The organism is Streptomyces sp. NPDC060184, assembly GCF_042728795.1.
GTDB lineage: Bacteria > Actinomycetota > Actinomycetes > Streptomycetales > Streptomycetaceae > Streptomyces.
In genome coordinates this window covers 1-20,423 of the sequence record NZ_JBHWYX010000064.1, presented here as the reverse complement: position 1 = coordinate 20,423, position 20,423 = coordinate 1, and the positions used below count along the sequence as shown (strand labels likewise).

Here is a 20,423-nt window from a genome sequence, read left to right as displayed (position 1 = left end):
CTTCATGGGCGGACGAGTCAAGAATGCGAGCACCGGTGCAGAAGAAGCGGCCGCGGAGCAAGGTCAGCACGCAGGACGTTTCCGGGGCGACCGCTCCGGTGGCGGGCGGCGACAAGCGCAAGGTACGCGTGCGCAGGCGACTCGTGGCCGGCGTCGCCGTCGTCGGGATCACCGTCATAGCGGCGGGTGCCCCGGCGGCCCTCAGCGCCTCCTCCGACCTCAACGAGTCGCAGAACCTGGTGACCCTGGCCGAACTCGACCAGCAGGCCATCACGCTCGCCCACTCCCTCGCCGACGAACGCGACGCGATCACCGCGTACATCGCGAGCGGCCGTAAGACCTACGACGGCAACGGCGACGGCGGCGACGCCAAGCCCGGCGCCGACAGCCTCAGCGCCCGGGTCGACCAGCAGATCGACGAGATCCGCGAGGCCGCCCCCGCCACCCTCCGCCGGGACCTCTCCACCGTCCCCTCGCTGCGCCGCGACGCGGTCAGCGGCAAGGGCTCGGCCCTCGCCGCCCACCAGGCCTACAGCGAGGTCATCGCCAAGCTCCACGACCTCGCCTCCGAACTCGCCGAGACGACCCCGCCGCGCGCCGCCGCCGCCACCCGCGCGCCGCTCGCCCTCTCCACCGCCGTCGAACAGGCCTCCGCCACCCGGGGCCTGCTCCTCGCGGCCCTCGCCGTGCCCAGCCCGGAACCGGTCACGGAGTACGACCCCTACACCGGGCTCCCCGTGCAGAGCGACGACGACGAGAAGTCGGCCGACGACCGCGCCCGGGACGAGCTGAGCGCCGCAGCCCAGCAGGCCCGGGTCCGCGAACTCGCCGCCCTCGCCGACTTCGACCAGGCGGCCGGCGCCGCCGCCCGCGACAAGCTCTCCTCCACGGTCACCGGGCCCGAGGTCAACAGCGCCGAGAAGTACCTCGCCGCCCTGACCGACAGCCCCGAACTCTCCGACTCCGAGCAGAAGACCAGCTCGAAGAAGCTCTCCGCCGCCCTCTCCGCGCGCATCGACCGGATGCGCGGCGTCGAGTCGGCGCTCGGCACCGCTCAGGTGCAGCGGCTGGAGAAGCTCCGCGACGACGACGTCACCGGGCTGGAACTCTCCCTCGCCCTGCTCGGCGGCTGCTTCCTGATCGCGGTCGGCGTCTCCACCGCCGTCGCCCGCACCCTCACCCAGCCGCTCGCCGTGCTGCGCATCGGCTCCGCCCGGCTGGCCGCCGAACCGGAGACCTCGGAAGCGATCGCCTACCGGGGCCGCAACGACGAGTTCGCCCAGGTGGTCCGCTCGATCAACGAACTGCACGCGCGGCTGCTCGCCCTGCACGGCGAATTCGCCGGGCAGGCCGGCGGGCTGCGGGCCGAGCACGCCGAGCTGGTCGCCGGACGCGAGGCGCTCACCCTCCAGCGCGCCGAACTCCAGGTCCAGGTCGCCGACCTCACCGCCGAACTCCAGCGGCTGCGCAACACCGTGCACCACACCTTCGTCAACCTCTCGCTGCGCAGCCTCGGGCTCGTCGAGCGCCAGCTGGGCGTGATCGAGAACCTGGAGGAACGCGAGCAGGACCCGGAGCGGCTGGCCACCCTCTTCAAGCTCGACCACCTCGCCACCGTGATGCGCCGCCACGGCGAGAACATGCTGGTCCTCGCGGGTGCCGACCACGGTCAGGGGCACGCCGGACCGATCCCGCTGGTCGACGTGGCCCGCGCCGCCGTCAGCGAGATCGAGCGGTACGAGCGCGTCACCATCCAGTCCCTGCCCCCGTACGCCCAGATCGCCGGGTTCGCCGCCGACGACCTGAGCCACCTGGTCGCCGAACTCCTGGAGAACGCCACCGCGTTCTCGCCGCCCGACTCACGCGTCGAGCTCTCCGGCTGGCTGCTGGAGACCGGTGAGGTGATGCTCTCCGTGCAGGACGAGGGCATCGGCATGTCGGCGGCGCGGATGGAAGAGGTCAACCTGCGGCTGGCCGACCCGAACACCTTCCGGGTCGGGGACCCGGCCGACGACAGCACCGGCCTCGGCCTCCAGGTCTCCTCGCTGCTGGCCGCGCGCCACGGGGTACAGGTGCGGCTGCAGCCGCAGAAGACCGGCACCGGGGTGACGGCGGTCGTCGTGCTGCCCCAGGCCCTGCTGCCGAAGGCCCCGCCGGCCGCCTCGCCGCCGCCGGTGAACGTGCCGGGCGGCGCGCCGACGCTGAACCTCCCGGGGTCCGCCGCCGAGGCGAACTCCAACACGCTCCAGGGCCGTTCGCTCGCGCTCCCCGCCGAGGACCCGCTGATCGCCGCCGCCGAGCAGACCATCCGGGACGCGGGCCCGCAGGCCGTCCCGGCCGCCGCTCCCGAGGCGCACGGGGAACCGGCCCTTCGCGGCGAACCTGCCGCGGAGCCGTCGACACCGGTGGAGACACCGGTGGAGAGCCCGGCCGAGACCACCATGCAGTTCCGGCTCCCGACGGTGCCGGAGGCCGACCCGGAACCGGCCCCCGCGGCGGCCCCGGACGCGCCCGGCAACCCGTACGCCATCGGCCCCGACCGGCACGAGCGGTCCGCCGACACGGCGGGTGCGCACGCCCCGGCCGCCCACGACCCGTACGAGGCGCCGGAGCCCCGGCCGTTCCCGCTCCCCGGGACCGAGCACGCGCCGTACCCGCAGACCCCGCAGACCCCGCAGGCCGAAGCGCTTCCCGTGCGGGAGGCCGCGGCCACCGAGTCCGTGCCGGAACCCCGGCAGCCGGAGCGGGTCACGGACAAGGGGCTGCCCAAGCGCACCCCCCGGGTGGTCAAGCCCGCCGACTCACCGTCCGCGGAGCGCACGGGCAGCCTGGACAAGGACGCGCTCCGGCGCCGGCTCGGCGGATTCCACCGGGGAGCGCGGGAAGGCCGCCGGGACGTGGAAGCCGAGATCGCGGAAGGCGTGGAACCCGACGTTCCTGCCGCGCCGACCGCACGCACCGACCTGGCCGGCCGCCCGGACGGCCAGGACACGGGGGACACAGTCGAGGAGGCACGCAGTTGACTGCGCCCAGCACGCTCGGGCTGAGCAACGAAGCCCGCAACCTGCACTGGCTGCTGAGCAATCTGGTGGAGGAGGTACCAGGGGTCCACTCGGTCACGGTCGTCTCGTCCGACGGACTCATGCTGCTCTCCTCCGACCCCGGACACCAGGCCGCTCCGGCCGCGGGGAAGCAGCAGAGCCCCAGGGGCTCCAGCGCCGACCTCGCCACCATCGTCTCCGGCATCGGCTCCCTCACCATGGGGGCCGCGAAGCTGATGGACGGCGGCGGCGTCAAGCAGACGATGGTCGCGATGGAGGAGGGAAGCGTCTTCGTCATGTCGATCAGTGACGGTTCGCTCCTCGGCGTCCACGCCACTCCCGACTGCGACATGGGCGTCATCGCCTACCACATGGCGCTCTTCGTCGGCCGGGCCGGACACGTCCTCACCCCCGAACTCCGCAACGAACTGCGTAAATCGATGGAGAGCACCCAGTGACGTCCGCCGCCGAACCCGCCCGCAGGCTCCCCGTGCGGGGGTCCGACCGGAAGCCCGCACGGGTCCGTCCGTACTCCCTCACCGGAGGACGCACCCGCTTCGGGCACGTGCTGCTCGTCGAGACCTTCGTCGCCGCGCTGGAGGCGCCCGAGGAGCGCCGCGAGCTCACCGGCGGAAACCTCAGCACACGGGTCATGCCCGAGCTCCGGGCGATCGTCGAACTCTGCCGCCGGATGCGTACGGTGGCCGAGATCTCCGCCCTGCTGCAGATGCCGCTCGGTGTGGTCCGGGTGCTGCTCAGCGACCTGGCCGACCAGGGAAAGATCCGCGTGTACGGAACCGGCCACGGCGCCGGACAGCCCGACCGCGCACTGCTCGAAAGGGTGCTCAATGGACTCCGTCGTCTCTGAGCCGAAGCTGTCCGGGCCGACGCTCGCGGACCCCGCGCCCGCCGCACGGGCGCCCGAGGCGCCGACGCTCTTCACCCCGCGCCAGCCGGGGCCCCAGGACCGGACCGAGGAGTCCGTCCAGGCGTGGCAGCTGGACCATACGCGGGCGCCCACCGCGACCAAGATCGTGGTGGCGGGCGGCTTCGGCGTGGGCAAGACGACCTTCGTGAGCGCGGTCTCCGAGATCACCCCGCTGAAGACCGAAGCGGTCATGACCCGGGCCAGTGAGGAGACCGACGACCTCACCGCGACCCCGGACAAGTCCACCACCACCGTGGCGATGGACTTCGGCCGCCTCACGCTCGACGACGACCTCGTGCTGTACGTCTTCGGCACGCCCGGCCAGCAGCGGTTCTGGTTCATGTGGGACGACCTGGTGCGCGGCGCCATCGGCGCGATCGTCATGGCCGACACCCGCCGTCTCGCCGACTGCTTCCCGGCGCTCGACTACTTCGAGAGCTGCGGGCTGCCGTACATCGTGGCCGTCAACCACTTCGAGGGGTCCGACCGCTACGAAGCGATCGACGTCCGGGAGGCCCTGAGTGTCCCTCAGCACGTGCCTGTGATGATCATGGACGCGCGTAACAGGATCACCGTCGTCGAGTCACTGCTCACTCTCGTGGGCCACGCTCTCGACGCCACCCCTGTCTGAGAAGCGCCCCCCCCCGAACGACGTACCACGTAAACGGAGAACCGTCCCATGCGGAAGATACTCATAGTCGGAGCCGGTCAGTCCGGACTTCAGCTCGCCCTCGGCCTGCAGTCGCGCGGGTACGAAGTCACCCTCATGTCGAACCGTACGGCCGACGAGATCCGGACCGGCCGGGTCATGTCGACGCAGTGCATGTTCGACACCGCCCTCCAGTACGAGCGTGACTACCAGCTCAACTTCTGGGAGACCCAGGCTCCGAAGATCGAGGGCCTCGGCGTCTCGGTCGCCGGTCCCGACTCCTCGCGGGTCATCGACTGGGTCGGCAAGCTGGACGGTTTCGCCCAGTCGGTGGACCAGCGGGTGAAGATGGCCGGCTGGATGGAGACCTTCGCACAGCGCGGCGGCCAGCTCGTCATCCACGGCGCGGCCGTCTCCGACCTGGACTACTTCTCCCGTACGTACGACCTGGTGATGGTCTCGGCCGGAAAGGGCGAGCTGGTCTCCATGTTCGGCCGGGACGCGTCGCGTTCGCCGTTCGACGCCCCGCAGCGGGCGCTGGCCGTCGCGTACGTGCACGGCATGGGCCCGCGCCCCGAGCACCCGGAGTTCGACGCGGTCCGCTGCAACCTGGTGCCGGGCGTCGGCGAGCTCTTCGTGATGCCGACCCTGACGACCTCGGGGCGCGCGGACATCCTGTTCTGGGAGGGCGTCCCGGGCGGTCCGCTCGACGTCTTCCAGGGCATCAAGGACCCCTCGGAGCACCTGGCCAAGACGCTGGAGCTCATGGAGCGGTTCACGCCGTGGGAGTACGCCCGCGCCACCAAGGTCGAGCTGACCGACGCCAACGGCACCCTGTCGGGCCGTTACGCGCCGACCGTGCGCAACCCGATCGGCCGGCTCCCCGGCGGCGGCCTCGTGCTCGGTGTGGCCGACGTGGTCGTGGCCAACGACCCCATCACCGGCCAGGGCTCCAACTCGGCCTCCAAGTGCGCCAACGCGTACCTGGAGTCGATCATCGAGCACGGCGACCGCGCGTTCGACGCGGAGTGGATGCAGGCCACCTTCGACCGCTACTGGGACACCGCCCAGCACGTGGTGAAGTGGACGAACGCCATGCTGGGCGTCCCGCCGGAGCACGTGCTGAACCTGATCGGCGCCGCCGGCCAGATGCAGCCGGTCGCGGACCGCTTCGCCAACGGCTTCAACAACCCGGCCGACTTCGACAACTTCTTCTTCGAGCCGGAGAAGACGAACGCGTACCTGGCCTCGGTCGCGGGGGCCTGACCCGCACCGCTTGTCCCTCGGGCACCGCCCACCGGCAACTCGTCGGTGGGCGGTGCCTTTTGCGTGTGGGGCCTCGGGTGGTTCCGGTCGTCGAGGAGAGCGACCAGCAATGTTGAACGTGTTCAAATTCCCTGGCAGGATGAGCGGCGACGCAGCCGCCCGCCGGGCGTGCGGCGCGTTCTTCGCGTGCTGCCGTCGCACCCTCCGGCGTGCCGCTCGCCCGTCACGAAGGGCTCTCCATGCAGCAGAAACGTTCGTTCGACGACATGCACTCGGTTTCGCTGCTCGTGGTGACCCTGGAGGCGGTGGCCGCCCTCATCCTCTTCGTGGTCCACGGGCGGTCGCAGGAGGCCCCGAGCGCCCAGTCCCTCGGCCTGGGCGTGATCTTCCTGCTGCCCTTCCTCGTGCTGACGGGCGCGTTCGCCGGGGCCGTGCTGTCGCTGGTCCTCGTGATCCCCACCGTGCGGCTGAGCGAGGTGCTGGGGCGCCGGTTCGGCGGCGGCCGTGAGGCGTGGTGGTGGGTGCCGGTGGTGGTGGCGGCGGTGCTCGCGCCGCTGGGTGTGGTCGCGGCCGTGACCGGGTACCTCGGACCGGTCGAGGCGCTGATGGCCTGGTGCGCGGCGACGGTCCTGCTCACCGTGGCCGGCCTCGTCACCCGGGTCGCGCGCGAGGGGCTCTGCGGCCCGATCGCGCTGTGGGGCACTCTGGCGGTGATGTGCGTCGGCCTTCTCGGGCTCATGGCCCTCCACTTCGGCCTCGTCGACACGTACGCCCCGCCGGCCGTCACCCGCGCCTCGATGGTGGGCGACTGGACCGACGGGGAGGGCGGGACCCTGACGCTCGCGGAGGACGGCAGCGCGGAGTCCGTCGCGGTCGGGGACACCGGCCCCGGCAGGTGGGCGGACAAGGAGCTGGAACGGTGCACCGGCCGGGGCACCTGGACCTATGACCGCGGCGAGGGGCCGTGGGGACAGACGGTCTCCGTCACCGTCCCGGAGTGCGGCTGGGAGGGCGACGACCTCTGGGAAGTGGGCGGCCACCCGGGCCGGGTCACCGTCTACCAGTACATCGGCGACCCGGACTCCTCGGACCTGTACACCCTGACCGAGGCCCACGCATGAGACGGAGGGGGCGTCGCGGGAGGAGGGAGCGGCTCCACCGATGGGCGGGTGTCCACCGGTGGGCGGGTGTCCACCGGCGGGCGAGTGTCCACCGGCGTGCGAATGTCCTTGCCCGGACACACCCGGGATCGCCGCCCCTCCGCCCCGGCCGTGCGCCGCGACCCGGCGCGGAGGGCGTCGCACCGATGCCCCGAAACCCCTACTCCGGCTCGGCCGACCCGCTGTACCCCGTGTCGGATCCCTCCGACGCCCCCTCCGGCAACTCCGGCCGGGTGTACGTGGCGAGCGGGACGCCCTCCGGGTCGGGGCGTACGGCGCCGAGCAGCGGGTTCGACGCCAGCGGTGACACCTTCACCCGCGCCCCCGGCCTCGGCGCCTGCACCACCAGGCCGTCGCCGATGTACAGCGCCACATGGGTGGCCTCCGGGTAGTACACGACGAGGTCGCCCGGCCGCAGCGAGGAGACCGGGACGCGGGGGAGTCCGGCCCACTGCTCCTGCGAGGTCCGGGGGACGGTCAGCCCGGCGTGTTCCCAGGCCCGCATGGTGAGCCCGGAACAGTCGAAGGTGTCCGGCCCCTCGGCCCCCCACTCGTACTCCTTGCCGATCTGCTCGATCGCGTACGCCACCGCCTCGGCGCCCTCCCACGACGGCGGGCGTTTCGAGCTGAGGGCGCCGGAGGCGACGAGGTCCTGCTGCGCCGCGTCCACCTGTCCGTCCTCCAGGGCGGAGACCGCGCCGAGCTGGGCGGGCGTGAGCCCGGCCAGGCGTGCCTCCACGCGGTCCAGTGCCGCCCGTACCGCGTCGCGTTGGCCGTGCTGCTCCGCCGCGAGCGCCCGCTGTCCGGCGAGCGCCCTGCGGGCGGCGACCGCGAGGACACCGGCCCGCTTCTCGGCCTTGGTGAGGCGGTCCACGGTCGCCGCGCGCCCGGCCGCCGCGCGGGCGATCACATGGCTCTGGTCGAGCGCGTCGGACGGCCCGTCTGCCAGCAGCAGCCGGAGGTACGCGGAGAAGTCGGACCGGCCCCGGTACTGCTCCCGGGCCAGTCGCCCGGCCGCCGCGCGCCCGGAGCGGAGGGTGCGCCGGGCCCGCGTGAGGTCGTCGTTCGCCTTCCGGGTGGCGGCCGTCTGCCGCCGCAGCTTCTCGTCGGTCGCGTTGTAGGTCTCGGTGGCCTTCTCCATCCGCCGGAAGAGCGTCTGGAGTTCGGTGAGCAGGGCGGAGGCGGCCTCGGGGGCGGCGGCGTCGGGGCGGGGCGTGTCCGGGGGAGCGGACCCCGACGGCTCGCGGCCGGCGAATGCCTCGGAGGCGTCCACGGTCTTGCCGGGGGACGGGTCGGGGACGGCCGAGGGGGCGGGTACGGGGGACGGGGTGGGGCTGGAGGAGGGGGCCGGGGCGTCGGTCGCGTCGCCGGTCGTTCCGTCTCCGGTGCGCGCGGGCGCCGTCGCCGGATGCCCGGGGGTCCTGGTGACCTCGGAGGGCTCGGGCGCCGGTCGTGGGCCGGGGTCGGCGCCGGGCGGGGCGTGGGCGGCGACGGCGGCCAGGACCGCCGTCGCGCAGACCGCTCGCAGAAGCCTGCCTGACACGTCATCACCTCCGGTGATGGTGCGGGGCCCGTCGTCCGTGCGTCGGACCGGACCGGTCCCCTAAAAGTGTGCGAATCATATTTATCCGCTCACTCGGGGTCCGGTGGCGCAAGCACCGCAGGGCGTGGCGCCCCGCCTCACCCCGTACGGCGGGGTACGCCCCAGGCGTCGCCCCTCAGGCGTCGCCCGTCAGGCCGTGGCCCGTCAGCGGTGGCCCCTCGTGCCGTCGCCGGTCAGGCCACGGGGAACGCGTAGACGGCCCGGCCCCGCAGTACGACGGCGGTCTGACCGATCGTCAGTGCCCGGTACGGGGTGGTGACGGCGGCGCCCTCGGGTTCGGCCACCCCGATGTCCTGGAACTTCCACAGCCGCCGCCCGTCCCGCGCGTCGAACGCCGTCACCTGCGTGGTGTCCGAGGCGAGGACCGTGTCGCCGGACGCGGTGACGGTGACGGCGGGTGCGGTGCCGCCGACCGGCACCTCGGTGGAGCGCAGCCAGAGGAGCTTGCCGGTCTCGCGTTCGACCATGCCCACCTCCTGGCTGCGGTTGGTGGTGACGATCAGGTCGCCCGACTCCACCGGGGTGCCGAACTCCGACTTCGCGCCGGTTCCGCCGAGCCGCCAGAGCGGCTTGCCGCTGTCCGTGTCCCAGGACTCCAGGGCGTCGCCGACCGCGCCGAAGAGCCGCCCCTCCTCGTCGCCGCCCGCCCCGCCGGAGAGGCCGACCCTGCCGAACTGCTTGGTCCAGAGCAGCTTGCCGGTGGTCCGGTCGAAGCAGCGGAAGGAGCCCTTGCCCTCGGCCGCGCGCACATCGCCGGGGGTGAGGGTGGAGACGTCCTGGCGCACCACGATGTCGTTCAGCCGGGCGGCCGTCAGCCGGTACTCGGGGCCTGCCGCGTCCCGGCCCGCCGGTACCTGGACCCGCCACAGCTCCGCGCGGCTCACCAGGTCGTACGCGAAGAAGTACGCCTGGACGACCTGCTTGTCCCGGCCGGGCTTCTTGCCCTTGGCCGGTTTCGGGGCCTTCACGGTCACCGTCCGCGCGCCGGAGAACCAGACGACGGAGCCCGACTGCCCGGTGAGCGTGCCGACGCGGAGCCCGGGGAGTCCGGCGAAGCCGTCCGCGTACCGCACCCGGTGCTTCACCTCGCCCGTCTCCGGCGACAGCCACAGGAACGCGGTCGGACCCGCGACGAAGACGAGGCTGTCCCCGGCGGCCAGCGCCGCCTGGCCCCCGGCGGCGTCCGCGCGCTGCCAGACCCGCTTGCCCGTGCGGAGGTCGACCGCCGTCGCCTGGGCCTTGCTCGTCAGCACCAGCAGCCGGTCCTGCCAGAGCGCGGCGGTGAGCGGCTCCGCCTCGGACGCCGGGTGCGCGTACGCCCAGGTGAGGGCGGGCGGCTGCCCGGGCAGGACGGGGCCCTCGCTCGGCTCGGGCTTCCCGTCGGCCACGGGGGCGGGTGCGTCGTCGGTCCCGAGGGCGCCGACCGCGACCCCGCCGACGAGGAGGCCCAGCGCCCCGGCGGCGACCGTGGCCAGCAGTGACCTGCGGGTGGGGAAGAGGGAAGCCCCTTCCGGCCCGGAGCGCTGCCGGACCGGCGGGGTCGCCGCACCGGTGGGCAGCGTGCCGCCGCCCGGCAGGGAGGTGCCGGAGTACGGAACGGGGTAGGCCCGGACGGACGGCGCCTGGGCGGCGAGCGAACCGCCGGCCGGCGACTCCAGCGGGCGGCGCGCGGGGAGCAGCGCACCGGGGGAGGGAGCGCCCGGCGGGACGGCCGGAGCGGGCGGGGCGGGGCGCCGGGTCGCCAGGGCCCGGCCGGTGGTCGGGGCCCGGTCGGTGGTCGGGGCCTGGCCGGTGGGCGAAGGGGCCCGGCCGGTTGCCGGGGCGGCCTCGGGGGAGGGCATGCGCGGTGCGGCGAGCCGGGTGGTGGGGTGGTCCGGCTCCCCGTCGCGGGGACGGGTGTCGAGGAAGCGGGTGGCCGACCCGCCCTCAGCGGGATGCGGAGCGCCTTCGGCCCGGTCACCGTCCGCGGCGCCGGGTCCGCCCGTGGCACCGGGTCGGTTCGCGGCGCCGGGATCGTCCGGGGTCTCCAGCGCCCGCACCCGGGCCTCCTGGTCGGCCACCGCCGCCGAGAGCCGTTCCGGCAGCCAGCCGCTCCGGGCGAGCGCGGCGGCGCCCTCCAGCGCCAGCGACGCCGCGACGGACGCGGCGCTCGGGCGGGCTCCCGGGTCCTTCGCCAGGCACCCGGCGATCAGCTCCCGCAACTCGGCCGGTACTCCGTCGAGTCCGGGCTCCCCGTGGGCGATCCGGTTCGCCGTGCCCTCGGCGGGACCCTCGGCGAAAGGGGTGGTTCCGGTCGCCGCGTAGGCCAGCAGCAGCCCGAGCACGAAGAGGTCGGAGGCGGCGCCCACCTCCTCGCCCGCGACCTGCTCCGGGGTGAGGTAGCCGAGCCGTACGGAGAGCTGCCCGCCCGGCAGCGCCTCGGCGGCGGCGGCCCCGCCCAGCGGGCCGAAGGCGGTCAGCCGGGGCCCGTCCGCGGCGAGCAGCACGGTGTCCGGGGAGAGACCCTGGAGGGCGGAGCCGGTGGCGTGCACCCGGGCCAGCACCTCGGCGATGCCCGCGCCCAGTATCCGTACCGCGCGCTCGGGCAGCGGCCCGCCGACGGCGACGGCCTCGGCGAGCGTCAGCGCGGGGAGGTAACGGGCGGCCGTCCAGAGCCGTTCCGGGCCGGAGAGCGACCCGTCACCGCCGTCGTCGCCGGGGACGTCGGCGACGTCGAGGGGGCGCTGCACCCAGCCGCCGGCCAGCCGTTCGGCCGTGCGGACCTCGGCCTGGAAGCGGCGCCGGAAGGCGGGCACCCGGGCGAGGGCAGGCTGGGCGGCGGTGACCAGCACCAGGTCCTCGGTGTCCGCGCCGCGCGCCACGTAACTCACCGCGCTCGCCGTCTCGCGGTGACGGGCCAGCGCGGTGTACGGGCCGAAGCGGCGTGGATCGTCCTGACGAAGCGCCTCCATGGCGCACCCCCCTCGTGACCGTCCCTCGGCACCTGACCGCCGATCTTAGGGGGTTCGGTACCGGGGCGAGTGGGCCGCCCCGCAGCCTCAGCCGCCGCTGTTCGGCTTCGTCCAGGGCCACTTGGGGCGGAAGCGCTCCCGTCCCTCGGGGGCGTACGCGTACAGCCAGCCGCGCTGGAGGCGCAGCCGGGGGGTGTACCCGGCGGGGACGCGCCGGTAGGCGTGGACGGCCGGCGGGCCGCCGTCCTCGGCCGGTACCGGCACCACGTACCACTTGGGCGGGTGGCCGGTGAGGCCGGTGAGGACGGGCAGGACCCGGCCGTCCAGGGGGCCGCCCTCGAAGGGGGTGTTCTCGCTTCTCACCCGGACAGTCTTGCTCACCGGGCACCGGCGGCCACCCGGGGCCGCCCCGGGTGTCCGCCGGGCGCTCGGCCGGGGACCACCCGGCGGGCGGACCGGCGCGCGGGAGGCCTCAGGCCAGCAGCCCCGATTTCCGCCAGAGCTTGCGGCTCACCCCGTTCATCACCCCGATGTCGTCGAAGAAGTCGGTGAGCCGCTTGGCGCCCGACTGCATGACCTCCTTGCGGTGTCCGCTCGCCTTGACCTGGGCGAGCGCCTCGCGGCGGTCCAGGCCCACGTTCTCGTACACCTGCGGGTTGATGAAGCAGACGGAGAACACCCGGGCCGCCTCGCCCGAGGTCAGCCGGGTCAGCTCCCGCTCCCAGCGCGGGGCGGTCACCATCTGGCGGCGGAGCTCCTCGCGGGCGTACCGGACGTGCCGGGCCTCCTCGACGACGTGGATGCGGGTCACCCCGCGCACCAGCGTCTGGACCCGCTCGTCCGGGAAGGTCAGCCGCTGCATCCAGTCGAGGATCTCCTCGCCGAGCAGGGTCGCGGCGAACGAACCCGGGGTGGTGGACACGCTCTTCAGGACCCGGGCCACGTTGTGGTAGCCGCGCGGAACCGGGTAGGTGGGGGCCTGGCCCCACTGGATCATCTTGCCGAACATCATCGAGTGACGGCACTCGTCGGCTATCTCGGTGAGCGCGTACCGCACGTGGTTGCTGGTCACGGGCTTGTCGTAGATGTGCCGGACCAGCAGCTGCATCAGGATGATCTCGAACCAGATGCCCAGCGAGGCGAGCGAGGCCGCCTCGTGCCGGGCGAGGTCCATCCGCTGCTCCTCGGACATCTTCCGCCAGAGCGGGGTGTCGTAGAGGGAGACCAGCTCGGGCGGCCAGAACCACTTGCCGTCCTCGATCGCCGAGCTCCAGTCGATCTCGGTCTCGGGGTCGAAGGAGTGCTTGGCCGAGGATTCGAGCAGGCGCTCGGCGATCTGCTCGCGGTCCCGGAGCGGGCCGAGCGCGTCGCGGAGGACCTGGACGTCGTGTTCGCTCACTGTCGTCATGACTGGGGTACCTCGCACGTGGGTTACCTGGGGTCACCTCTTATTGGACTGCTTGTCAGCAAGGCCGTCAATCCCCCACGTCCCACTTGCCGTCCGGATGTCCCATGGCGTGCGTCACGTCAACTGGCCTTCATCGTCGGCCCGTTACGGTGCCGTCCCCGGGGCCCCCGGGGACGGCACGCCTGACCCGGAGGGCGGCGCGCCGACGGGCCGGGCCTCCGTCGCCGCTGGGCAGGGACCTGTCAGATCGGTGCCGTAGCGTGGGCGCATGACCACGCCGCCCCCGCCGCCGGGCCCCTACGGCCCTCCGACGCCGCCGTCCCAGCCGTCCCAGCCCTCGCCGCAGTACCCGCCGTACCCCGGCGCCCCGCACCAGCCGGGCGCGTTCCCGCAGCAGCCCGGGCCCGGTTACCCGAACCCTCCGCAGCCCCAGCCGGGTTACGGCTATCCGAGCGCCCCGCAGCAGCCGCAGCCCGCATGGGGTCAGCCCGGTGCGGGTCAGCCGGGTGCGGGTCAGCCCGGTTGGGGGCAGCCCGGGCAGCCGACGGCGCCGGGCTGGCCGGTCCAGCCCCCGCGCAAGAAGCCGGTCAAGCTGATCGTCGGCATCCTCGTCGGCGTCCTGGTGGTGGTCAGCGGTGTCGCCTACGGGGTCGTGCGGCTCATCGACAAGGGCACCGACGCCGTCTACCCGAAGGCAGTGAACAAGCTGGTGGTCCAAAAGACCCTGCTGGACGAGGAGTTCACGCTGGACAGCGACACGTCCGACACCGACGGCGCGGACATCGAGGACACCCCGGACCTCAGCATCCGCGACGCGCGGGCCGTCGTCGCCCAGTACGGCTCCGAGGACGGCGGAGTCCTCATCGTCTCCGGGATGTACGGCCGCATCGCCGACCCCGAGTTCACCCGCGGCTCCATCATGGAGGGGGCCGCCGGGACCGAGGGGAACACCGTGGTGGTGCCCGCCGAGGAGTTCACCCCCGACGGCTACGACATCACCATCGAGTGCCAGGTGCAGCAGACGGGCGCCGGGGTCGCGACCTCGGCCATCCCGATGTGCGCGTGGGGCGACGACAACACCGGCGCCATGGTCGCGCTGCTGAGGGTCGAGGACGCGCTGGTGGCCGCCGAGGACGTCGACCTGGAGAAGGCGGCGGCGGAGACGGCGAAGATCCGCGAGGAGATGCTGGAGCCGATCAACTGACCCCGGGCGCGGTACCGGCCCGGGGGAGGGCCACCGGCCCCACCCGGGGCAGTGCGCCCTCCGCCGCGCGGACCGCCGCGAGCAGCCACGCGTCGGTGCCCCGGTCGGCCACCCACTGGAGGCCGACCGGGCAGCCGTCCCCGGTGAACCCGGCGGGAATGCTGGCGGCCGGATGCCCGCTCAGGTTGAACGCCCAGGTCAGCGCGGTCGAGTAGACCTCGCCGGGCCCCTCGTGCCCGTGCGGCCGGTTGGGGGTGGTGGGCGTCAGCAGCAGCGGCGTACGCGCGAACAGGCCGTCCAGCACGAGGTCGTTCGCGCGCCGGGTCGCCACCGCAACGGCGTCCTGGGGCGCCCCGCCCCGTACGGCCAGCCAGGCCGGTGCCGGGTCCAGCAGCGCGCAGCCGCCGGGCACCAGCCGCACCACGCCCGCCGTCACCAGCCGGTCCACCGCCGCCCGCACCACCTCGGCCACCTCCGGATCGACGTCCGCGAACCCCAGATCCATGCTCAGCACGGCGGGGACGGGGAGGCGCACCGCCACCGGCTCGTACCCGTCCAGCACATGGCGCAGATACGGTTCCGCAGCCGCCGCGGACGCGGCCAGCACCCCGGCCGAGGCGAGCCCCGTGCGGTCCGGCGAGGGAAGCAGCCCGTTGGTCGTCTTCAGCCCGAACACCCCGCACCACGCGGCCGGCAGGCGCACCGACCCGGCGCCGTCGCTGCCCGTCGCGAGCGGGACCATCCCCGCCGCGACCGCCACCGCCGAACCGGCCGAGGAACCGCCCGGAGTCCGGTCCGCCCGCCAGGGGTTGCGGGTCCGTCCGTACGCGCCCTGCCCCCACGTCTGCCAGTACGTGCCCGGCCCCGGCACCGCCGTCGAGCCCACCGGAACCCCGCCCGCCCCGATCAGCCGCCGGGCCGCGTACGAACGGAGCCCGGCCGGGCCCTTCACCGCGAACGGCAGCCCGCCCAGCGGCAGCCGGACCGCCCCGGGCTCCCGGGCGAGCGCCTCCCGGTGCCACACCTCGATGAACGCGCCGAGCGACGGATCGAGTGCGTCGATACGCTCCAGCGCCCGCCCCACCGCACCCGTCCCGCCCCGCGCGTCGGACCCGTCCACCCCACCCGTCCCGTCCACCGCACCAGTGTCACCCGGCCCCCGGCGGCCGGGGGCCGGTTGCCGGAATCACTCCTGCTCCAGCGCCGCCTCCATCACCGCCCGCGCGATCGGCGCCGCGCTGCCGCCGCCGCTGATGTCCGCGCGGTCCGCCGCCGCGTCCTCCACCACCACCGCGACCGCCACCTCCGGGCGGGCGGAACCCTCGGACTGCGCCCAGCAGATGAACCAGGCGTACGGCGCCCCCGTGTTGTCCACCCCGTGCTGCGCGGTGCCCGTCTTGCCGCCGACCGTGACACCGTCGATCGCCGCGTTGGTGCCGGTGCCGTTCTCCACCACGTCGACCATCATCCGCCGCAGCTGCACGGCCGTCGACGGACTCATCGCCCGCCGGTAGGAGCGGGTGGAGGTCTGTGACACGGTGTCGCCGTCGTGCTTGGTCGTACGGTCCACCAGATGCGGCCGGGCGATCTCGCCGTCGTTCGCGACGGCGGCGGCGACCATCGCCATCTGGAGCGGGGTGGCCGTCGTGTCGAACTGCCCGATCGAGGACTGCGCCAGCTGGTCGTCGCTCATCTCCGTGTCGAAGTTGCTCTTCGCCACCCCCGACGGAATCCGCAGCCCGTCGTCGTTGAAACCGAAGTCGCCCGCCGCCTCCACCATCCCGTCCAGGCCCACCTCCACCCCGAGATGCGCCATCACGGTGTTGCAGGAGACCCGGATCGCCTCCGCCAGCGACGCCTTCTCGCAGCCGCTCGACTCGTTGGGCAGCACGGTGGACGTGCCCGGCAGCACGTACGGGGACGGGGTGTCGGTCTCCTCGTCCGGGTCGTCCACCACCCCGGCGTCCAGCGCCGCCGCCGCCGTCACGATCTTGAACGCCGAACCGGGCGGATAGGTCTGCCGGATCGCCCGGTTGAGCATCGGCCGGCTCTCCGAGGCGTTGAGCCGCGTCCACGCGTCGGTCACCGCCGAACCGGTGCCGGAGAGCCGCTCGGGGTCGTACGACGGGGAGGAGACCAGGGCCAGGATCTGCCCGGTCGACGGTTCAAGGGCGGCCACCGCGCCCTTGCGCCCGGCCAGCCCCTCGTACGCGGCCCGCTGCACCGCGTCCCGGACGGTGGTGACCACGTCGCCGCCGGGCTGCCGGCCCCGGGTGAGGTCGTTCCAGAGCGGCAGCGGGGCGAGCAGCGAGGAGGTCCCGGAGAGGATGTCGTCCTCGGCGTTCTCGATGAGGGTGGTGCCGTAGGTCTGCGAGGCGTAGCCGGTGACGGGGGCGTACAGCGGACCGTGGAGGTAGGTGCGCTCCCAGGCGAGCTGCTCGCCGGTGTCCGTGGAGCCGGTGACGGTGGCGGTCGCGTCGCCGCTGCCCGTGTGCACCAGGATGTTGCCGCGCGGCTGGTCGTAACGGGCGATCGTGTTGCGGCGGTTGGCGGGATTGGCGGTCAGCTCGTCGGCCTCGAAGACCTGGACGCGGGCCGCGTTCGCCAGCAGCGCCAGCAACAGCAGCAGACAGAAGGCGGCGGCCCGCCGGATGTACCGGATCACTGCTCGTCCTCCACGATCGGGGCGATCACACCGGTCTCCGGCTGTCCGGGGCGCGGGGTACGGGCCTGGTCGCTGACCCTGATCAGCAGCGCCACGATGATCCAGTTGGTCACGACCGACGAGCCGCCCTGCGCCAGGAAGGGCATCGCCATGCCCGTCAGCGGGATCAGCCCCATCACCCCGCCCGCGATCACGAACACCTGGAGGGCCAGGATCGAGGCGAGTCCGACGGCGAGCAGCTGCCCGAACGGGTCGCGCAGCGCGAGTCCGGCCCGGTAACCGCGCGCCACCATCAGGGCGTACAGCAGGAAGACGGCGGTCAGCCCGGCCAGGCCCAGCTCCTCGCCCGCCGTCGCCAGGATGAAGTCGGACTTCGCGGCGAAGCCGATCAGGACGGAGTGGCCGAGCCCGAGCCCCGTGCCGAGCATCCCGCCCTCGGCGAACGCGAAGAGCGACTGCGCCAGCTGGCTCGGCCCCCGTCCCGCGTCGATGGTGGCGAAGGGGTCCAGCCAGTCCTGCACCCGGCTGTGCACATGCGGTTCGAACGAGCCGACGACGAAGGCCCCGACCGCCGCGAGCAGCAGTCCGACCGCGATCCAGCCGGTGCGCCCGGTCGCCGTGTACAGCAGGATCACGAACAGCCCGAAGAAGAGCAGCGAGGTCCCCAGGTCGCGTTCGAGGACGAGGACCCCGACGCTCAGCAGCCAGATCGCCACGATGGGACCGAGCACCCGCCCGGTGGGCAGCTGGAGTTTCCAGACCGTGCGGCCGGAGTACGCCAGGGCGTTGCGGTTGGCCGCGAGGTACGCGGCGAAGAACACCGCCAGCAGGATCTTCGCGAACTCGCCCGGCTGGAAGGAGAACCCGCCGACCCGGATCCAGATGCGGGCGCCGTTCACCGCCGGGAAGAAGATCGGCACGATCATCAGCACCAGCGCGGTCGCGACCGAGAGGTAGGCGTACCGCTGGAGCACCCGGTGGTCGCGCAGCAGCACCACCACCACGATGAAGAGCGCCACCCCGAGCGTCGACCAGATCAGCTGGGTGGGTGCCGCCGTGTCCGAGGGCGTCTCCAGGTCGAGCCGGTAGATCAGTACCAGGCCCAGCCCGTTGAGGAGCACGGCGATCGGCAGCAGCAGCGGATCGGCGTACGGGGCACGGAAGCGGACCGCCAGATGCGCGAGGAGCGCCAGCAGCCCGAGCCCCCCGCCGTAACCCGCGACGTCGGGCGGTACGGCGTCGTCGTGGGCGAGGCCGACCGCCGCGTAGCCGTAGACGGAGATGAGGACCGCCGCGACGAGGAGGGAGAGCTCCACGCCACGCCGTTTGGGCAGCCGGAGCGGGGGCGGGGGAGAATCCACCGTCGGTGCGGTCATGCCAGGAACGTAGCAAGTGCGGGGAGTTATTTCCCTTATGTCGTAGTTCGGTGACCGGGCTGATGTCCCGGACCCGCCGCTCCGCCGACCGGAGACGCGCCGCCGCCCGGGTCCTCGCGGAGCGAGCGGCCCGGGCGGCGGCGGTGCGGTCGAGGAGCAACGACCGACAGTGCGTCAGCACCAGTCGGGGGCCGCGCCGATGTTCTCGATGTAGCGCGCGGAGCCCCATGCCCAGGTGCCGTTGGTCAGCAGGTACCAGCGGTCGTTGCCGTCCACGTTGTCGCCCCGGGTCTTGCAGAAGATGTCGACGATCGTGCCGTACGGCACCTCGCCCACCACCCGGCTGCTGCGGGTCGGGCGGTCACGGAGCAGCAGGCTCGGCCGGGCGATGACCCGCCCCCGGTACGTCACCTTCGGTGCCGCGGGCTTCACCTGCGGCTCGGCCGACGGCCGCCCGTGCTCGCCCGGCTTCGCCTGGGGCTCGGAGGGCTTCGCCTGGGGGTCGACGGCCGGCCTCCCGTGACCGGCGTGGTGCTCGTGCCCCGGCGCCGGGTCGGCGGCGGCGATGACGTGGTGGTGCGGGTGGTCCACCGGCTGCGGGAGGGGGCCGGCGAACGTGGGGGCCGCGGCCGTCAGCGCGGCGAGCACGCCGGCGGCGACACCGAGACCGATGCGGCGGAGGGACGAAGAGGACATGCTGCCTCCAGGGAGCGTGGGGGGCGAGGTGCGGGGCCGCGACCCGGGGGCCGCTCCCCGCACGCTAGGTTCGCCACGCCGCGCGCGTACAGGGTCGCTCTGGGTGATGTACGCGGACGGGGGACGGCCGATGGGCCGTCCGGGTGTATCCGCCGCAGACCCGCTCCCGCCCGTGCGCCCCGGCCGACACCCCGTGCGCCGGTGTGCCGCAAGGCCGCCGGGTGCGACCCCCGCCGGAGTGCCGCACCGAAGGCGCGGCGCCCCGGTGGCGTGCGCGCCTCAGCTGGTGTACGGGTTCTGGCCCGGAGCGTGACCGTGCTGCGGGGCCTGGCCCGGCTGGGCGGGGTGGCCCGCCTGGCCGAAGGGGTTGGCGCCGTCCGGGCCGGCCGCGTACTGGGCCAGCAGCGCGTCCGCCTGCTCCTTGGCTATCTTCTGCTCCCCGCCGCAGAAGGTGCACTGCGTCGCGTACCTGACGGAGATCGGGAAGAGCGGGACGAAGAACAGCGTGAACTTGGTGACCCGCTTGCGGAGGGTGTGCGCGGCCGGGTTGCCGCACCAGCCGCACACCATCGTCAGGACGGCCAGCTGGTACAGATAGCCCCGAGTGCCGAAAATGATCATGTCGTGTCTCTCCTTGTTGCCTTCGGTACGGTTGTGCCGCGGGCCCGAGGGCCCCGCCTCCCCGCGATGCGGCGTACCGGTCGGTCCGGCACTCCGGTGGTCCGGCCGCCCCGGACGCGCGCCCGGCTCAGCCCCGGCCGTCCCCGTGGCGCAGCGCCTGCCGGCACAGCGTCAGCAGGCGTTCGTCCTCCTGGATGTACATCCCCGCGTACCCGCCGTCCCGGACGTTGTGACGGCGTACGGAGGACAGCTCGGCGCGCAGGGCGCGCGCCGCCACGGACCCTGCCGCAGCCGTCCCCGTCCGCGCCAGCGTGTCCGCCACCCGGACGCGGACGTACGCGTTCTGCGTCCACGCGGCCAGCAGCACCGGCCACGTTTCGGCGGACCGCCCCGAAACCTCGCACAGTGCGAGCCCGGCGTCCACCCGTACCCAGAGTTCGTCGTGTTCCAGCAGGGCGCGCAGCCGGGGTCCGGCCACCGCGGCCCTGTCGCCGAGCCGTCCCAGCGCCCTGGCCGCCGCCCGCAGATCGAGGCTCTCCGCCGCTGCCAGCCCGTCCAACAGCACCGGCAGCACCGTGTCGACGTCGCCGGAGACCGAGTAGAGCGCGTCCGCCGCGTCGACCGCCCCGCGCCTGTCCGACCGGCGCATCAGCGCCTCCAGCTCCCCGACCGCCCCCCGCGCCCCCGGCCCGAACGCGCCGAGCGTCCGCAGCGCCGAGAGCCGCACGTGCCAGGCCGAGGGCTCCCGTACGTCCCCGAGGACGCGCAGCACCTCGGGCGTCGCCTCGTCCGCACGGAGCGCGGCCAGGGCGTCCATCAGCGCGACGGCCCCGTCCTGCCCGGACGGGGCCGTCG

Annotated in this window: 17 protein-coding genes; 7 read left to right on the top strand and 10 right to left on the bottom strand. The window is 73.8% G+C overall.

Translation table 11 applies throughout. The annotated features are described in order from the left end of the window. Positions 1–35: 35 nt before the first annotated feature. The 6 genes from ACFWEE_RS30155 (at position 36) to ACFWEE_RS30130 (ending at position 7,005) form a co-directional block, all read left to right on the top strand. A complete protein-coding gene (locus ACFWEE_RS30155) occupies positions 36–3,023 on the top strand; it encodes a nitrate- and nitrite sensing domain-containing protein (RefSeq protein ID WP_386893947.1) in 2,988 nt (995 codons plus the stop codon). After that, on the top strand, positions 3,020–3,499 hold the full coding sequence (locus tag ACFWEE_RS30150) for a roadblock/LC7 domain-containing protein (RefSeq protein ID WP_386893945.1): 480 nt from the start codon (positions 3,020–3,022) through the stop codon (positions 3,497–3,499). Before ACFWEE_RS30155 ends, ACFWEE_RS30150 begins: the two co-directional genes overlap by 4 nt. Continuing rightward, positions 3,496–3,909 (top strand): DUF742 domain-containing protein, encoded by a 414-nt coding sequence (locus ACFWEE_RS30145; protein ID WP_327177955.1) that lies wholly within the window; start codon positions 3,496–3,498, stop codon positions 3,907–3,909. The genes ACFWEE_RS30150 and ACFWEE_RS30145 overlap by 4 nt, the downstream gene beginning before the upstream one ends. Further along, positions 3,890–4,600, top strand: a complete 711-nt coding sequence (locus ACFWEE_RS30140) for an ATP/GTP-binding protein (protein ID WP_386893943.1) — start codon at positions 3,890–3,892, stop codon at positions 4,598–4,600. Before ACFWEE_RS30145 ends, ACFWEE_RS30140 begins: the two co-directional genes overlap by 20 nt. A 48-nt stretch (positions 4,601–4,648) precedes the next feature. After that, on the top strand, positions 4,649–5,884 hold the full coding sequence (locus ACFWEE_RS30135; protein WP_386893941.1) for a styrene monooxygenase/indole monooxygenase family protein: 1,236 nt from the start codon (positions 4,649–4,651) through the stop codon (positions 5,882–5,884). A gap of 239 nt (positions 5,885–6,123) precedes the next feature. Beyond that, on the top strand, positions 6,124–7,005 hold the full coding sequence (locus ACFWEE_RS30130) for a hypothetical protein (protein WP_386893939.1): 882 nt from the start codon (positions 6,124–6,126) through the stop codon (positions 7,003–7,005). 199 nt (positions 7,006–7,204) lie between these two features. Here ACFWEE_RS30130 and ACFWEE_RS30125 read toward each other — a convergent pair whose 3' ends face one another. From ACFWEE_RS30125 to ACFWEE_RS30110, 4 genes are all read right to left on the bottom strand, one after another. Beyond that, positions 7,205–8,587, bottom strand: a complete 1,383-nt coding sequence (locus tag ACFWEE_RS30125) for a C40 family peptidase (RefSeq protein WP_386893937.1) — start codon at positions 8,585–8,587, stop codon at positions 7,205–7,207. Between the two features lie 233 nt (positions 8,588–8,820). After that, entirely contained in the window at positions 8,821–11,598 is a 2,778-nt protein-coding gene (locus ACFWEE_RS30120; protein ID WP_386893935.1) for a PQQ-binding-like beta-propeller repeat protein, read from the bottom strand. An 87-nt stretch (positions 11,599–11,685) separates the two neighbouring features. Next, positions 11,686–11,961, bottom strand: a complete 276-nt coding sequence (locus tag ACFWEE_RS30115; RefSeq protein ID WP_386893933.1) for a hypothetical protein — start codon at positions 11,959–11,961, stop codon at positions 11,686–11,688. A gap of 109 nt (positions 11,962–12,070) precedes the next feature. Further along, the gene (locus tag ACFWEE_RS30110; protein WP_386893931.1) at positions 12,071–13,006 is read right to left on the bottom strand and encodes a diiron oxygenase; all 936 of its coding nucleotides are present in this window, start codon (positions 13,004–13,006) and stop codon (positions 12,071–12,073) included. 268 nt (positions 13,007–13,274) lie between these two features. On the opposite strand from ACFWEE_RS30110, the gene ACFWEE_RS30105 reads away from it, so the two are divergent. Next, entirely contained in the window at positions 13,275–14,210 is a 936-nt protein-coding gene (locus ACFWEE_RS30105; RefSeq protein WP_386893929.1) for a hypothetical protein, read from the top strand. Here ACFWEE_RS30105 and ACFWEE_RS30100 read toward each other — a convergent pair. The 6 genes from ACFWEE_RS30100 to ACFWEE_RS30075 all read right to left on the bottom strand — a co-directional run. Further along, positions 14,203–15,294 carry an amidase family protein gene (locus ACFWEE_RS30100; RefSeq protein ID WP_386893979.1) on the bottom strand — a complete coding sequence of 364 codons (1,092 nt, stop codon included), beginning with the start codon at positions 15,292–15,294 and terminating at the stop codon, positions 14,203–14,205. The genes ACFWEE_RS30105 and ACFWEE_RS30100 overlap by 8 nt on opposite strands. A gap of 102 nt (positions 15,295–15,396) precedes the next feature. After that, the gene (locus ACFWEE_RS30095; RefSeq protein ID WP_386893927.1) at positions 15,397–16,875 is read right to left on the bottom strand and encodes a penicillin-binding transpeptidase domain-containing protein; all 1,479 of its coding nucleotides are present in this window, start codon (positions 16,873–16,875) and stop codon (positions 15,397–15,399) included. Next, the gene (locus ACFWEE_RS30090) at positions 16,872–18,251 is read right to left on the bottom strand and encodes an FtsW/RodA/SpoVE family cell cycle protein (protein ID WP_386893925.1); all 1,380 of its coding nucleotides are present in this window, start codon (positions 18,249–18,251) and stop codon (positions 16,872–16,874) included. The genes ACFWEE_RS30095 and ACFWEE_RS30090 overlap by 4 nt, the downstream gene beginning before the upstream one ends. Before the next feature lie 174 nt (positions 18,252–18,425). Continuing rightward, positions 18,426–18,947 (bottom strand): SH3 domain-containing protein, encoded by a 522-nt coding sequence (locus ACFWEE_RS30085; RefSeq protein WP_386893923.1) that lies wholly within the window; start codon positions 18,945–18,947, stop codon positions 18,426–18,428. 279 nt (positions 18,948–19,226) lie between these two features. After that, positions 19,227–19,568 (bottom strand): zinc-ribbon domain-containing protein, encoded by a 342-nt coding sequence (locus ACFWEE_RS30080; protein ID WP_386893921.1) that lies wholly within the window; start codon positions 19,566–19,568, stop codon positions 19,227–19,229. Positions 19,569–19,695: 127 nt separating this feature from the next. After that, the coding region (locus ACFWEE_RS30075) for a HEAT repeat domain-containing protein (protein WP_386893919.1) at positions 19,696–20,423 on the bottom strand (728 nt) is incomplete at its 5' end.

Bases quoted from the DNA above. Each gene is read 5' to 3' on its own strand.
- ACFWEE_RS30140 (WP_386893943.1), top strand. From the start codon at position 3,890: ATGGACTCCGTCGTCTCTGAGCCGAAGCTGTCCGGGCCGACGCTCGCG.
- ACFWEE_RS30135 (WP_386893941.1), top strand. From the start codon at position 4,649: ATGCGGAAGATACTCATAGTCGGAGCCGGTCAGTCCGGACTTCAGCTC.
- ACFWEE_RS30130 (WP_386893939.1), top strand. From the start codon at position 6,124: ATGCAGCAGAAACGTTCGTTCGACGACATGCACTCGGTTTCGCTGCTC.
- ACFWEE_RS30120 (WP_386893935.1), bottom strand. From the start codon at position 11,598: ATGGAGGCGCTTCGTCAGGACGATCCACGCCGCTTCGGCCCGTACACC.
- ACFWEE_RS30110 (WP_386893931.1), bottom strand. From the start codon at position 13,006: ATGACGACAGTGAGCGAACACGACGTCCAGGTCCTCCGCGACGCGCTC.
- ACFWEE_RS30105 (WP_386893929.1), top strand. From the start codon at position 13,275: ATGACCACGCCGCCCCCGCCGCCGGGCCCCTACGGCCCTCCGACGCCG.
- ACFWEE_RS30090 (WP_386893925.1), bottom strand. From the start codon at position 18,251: ATGACCGCACCGACGGTGGATTCTCCCCCGCCCCCGCTCCGGCTGCCC.
- ACFWEE_RS30085 (WP_386893923.1), bottom strand. From the start codon at position 18,947: ATGTCCTCTTCGTCCCTCCGCCGCATCGGTCTCGGTGTCGCCGCCGGC.
- ACFWEE_RS30080 (WP_386893921.1), bottom strand. From the start codon at position 19,568: ATGATCATTTTCGGCACTCGGGGCTATCTGTACCAGCTGGCCGTCCTG.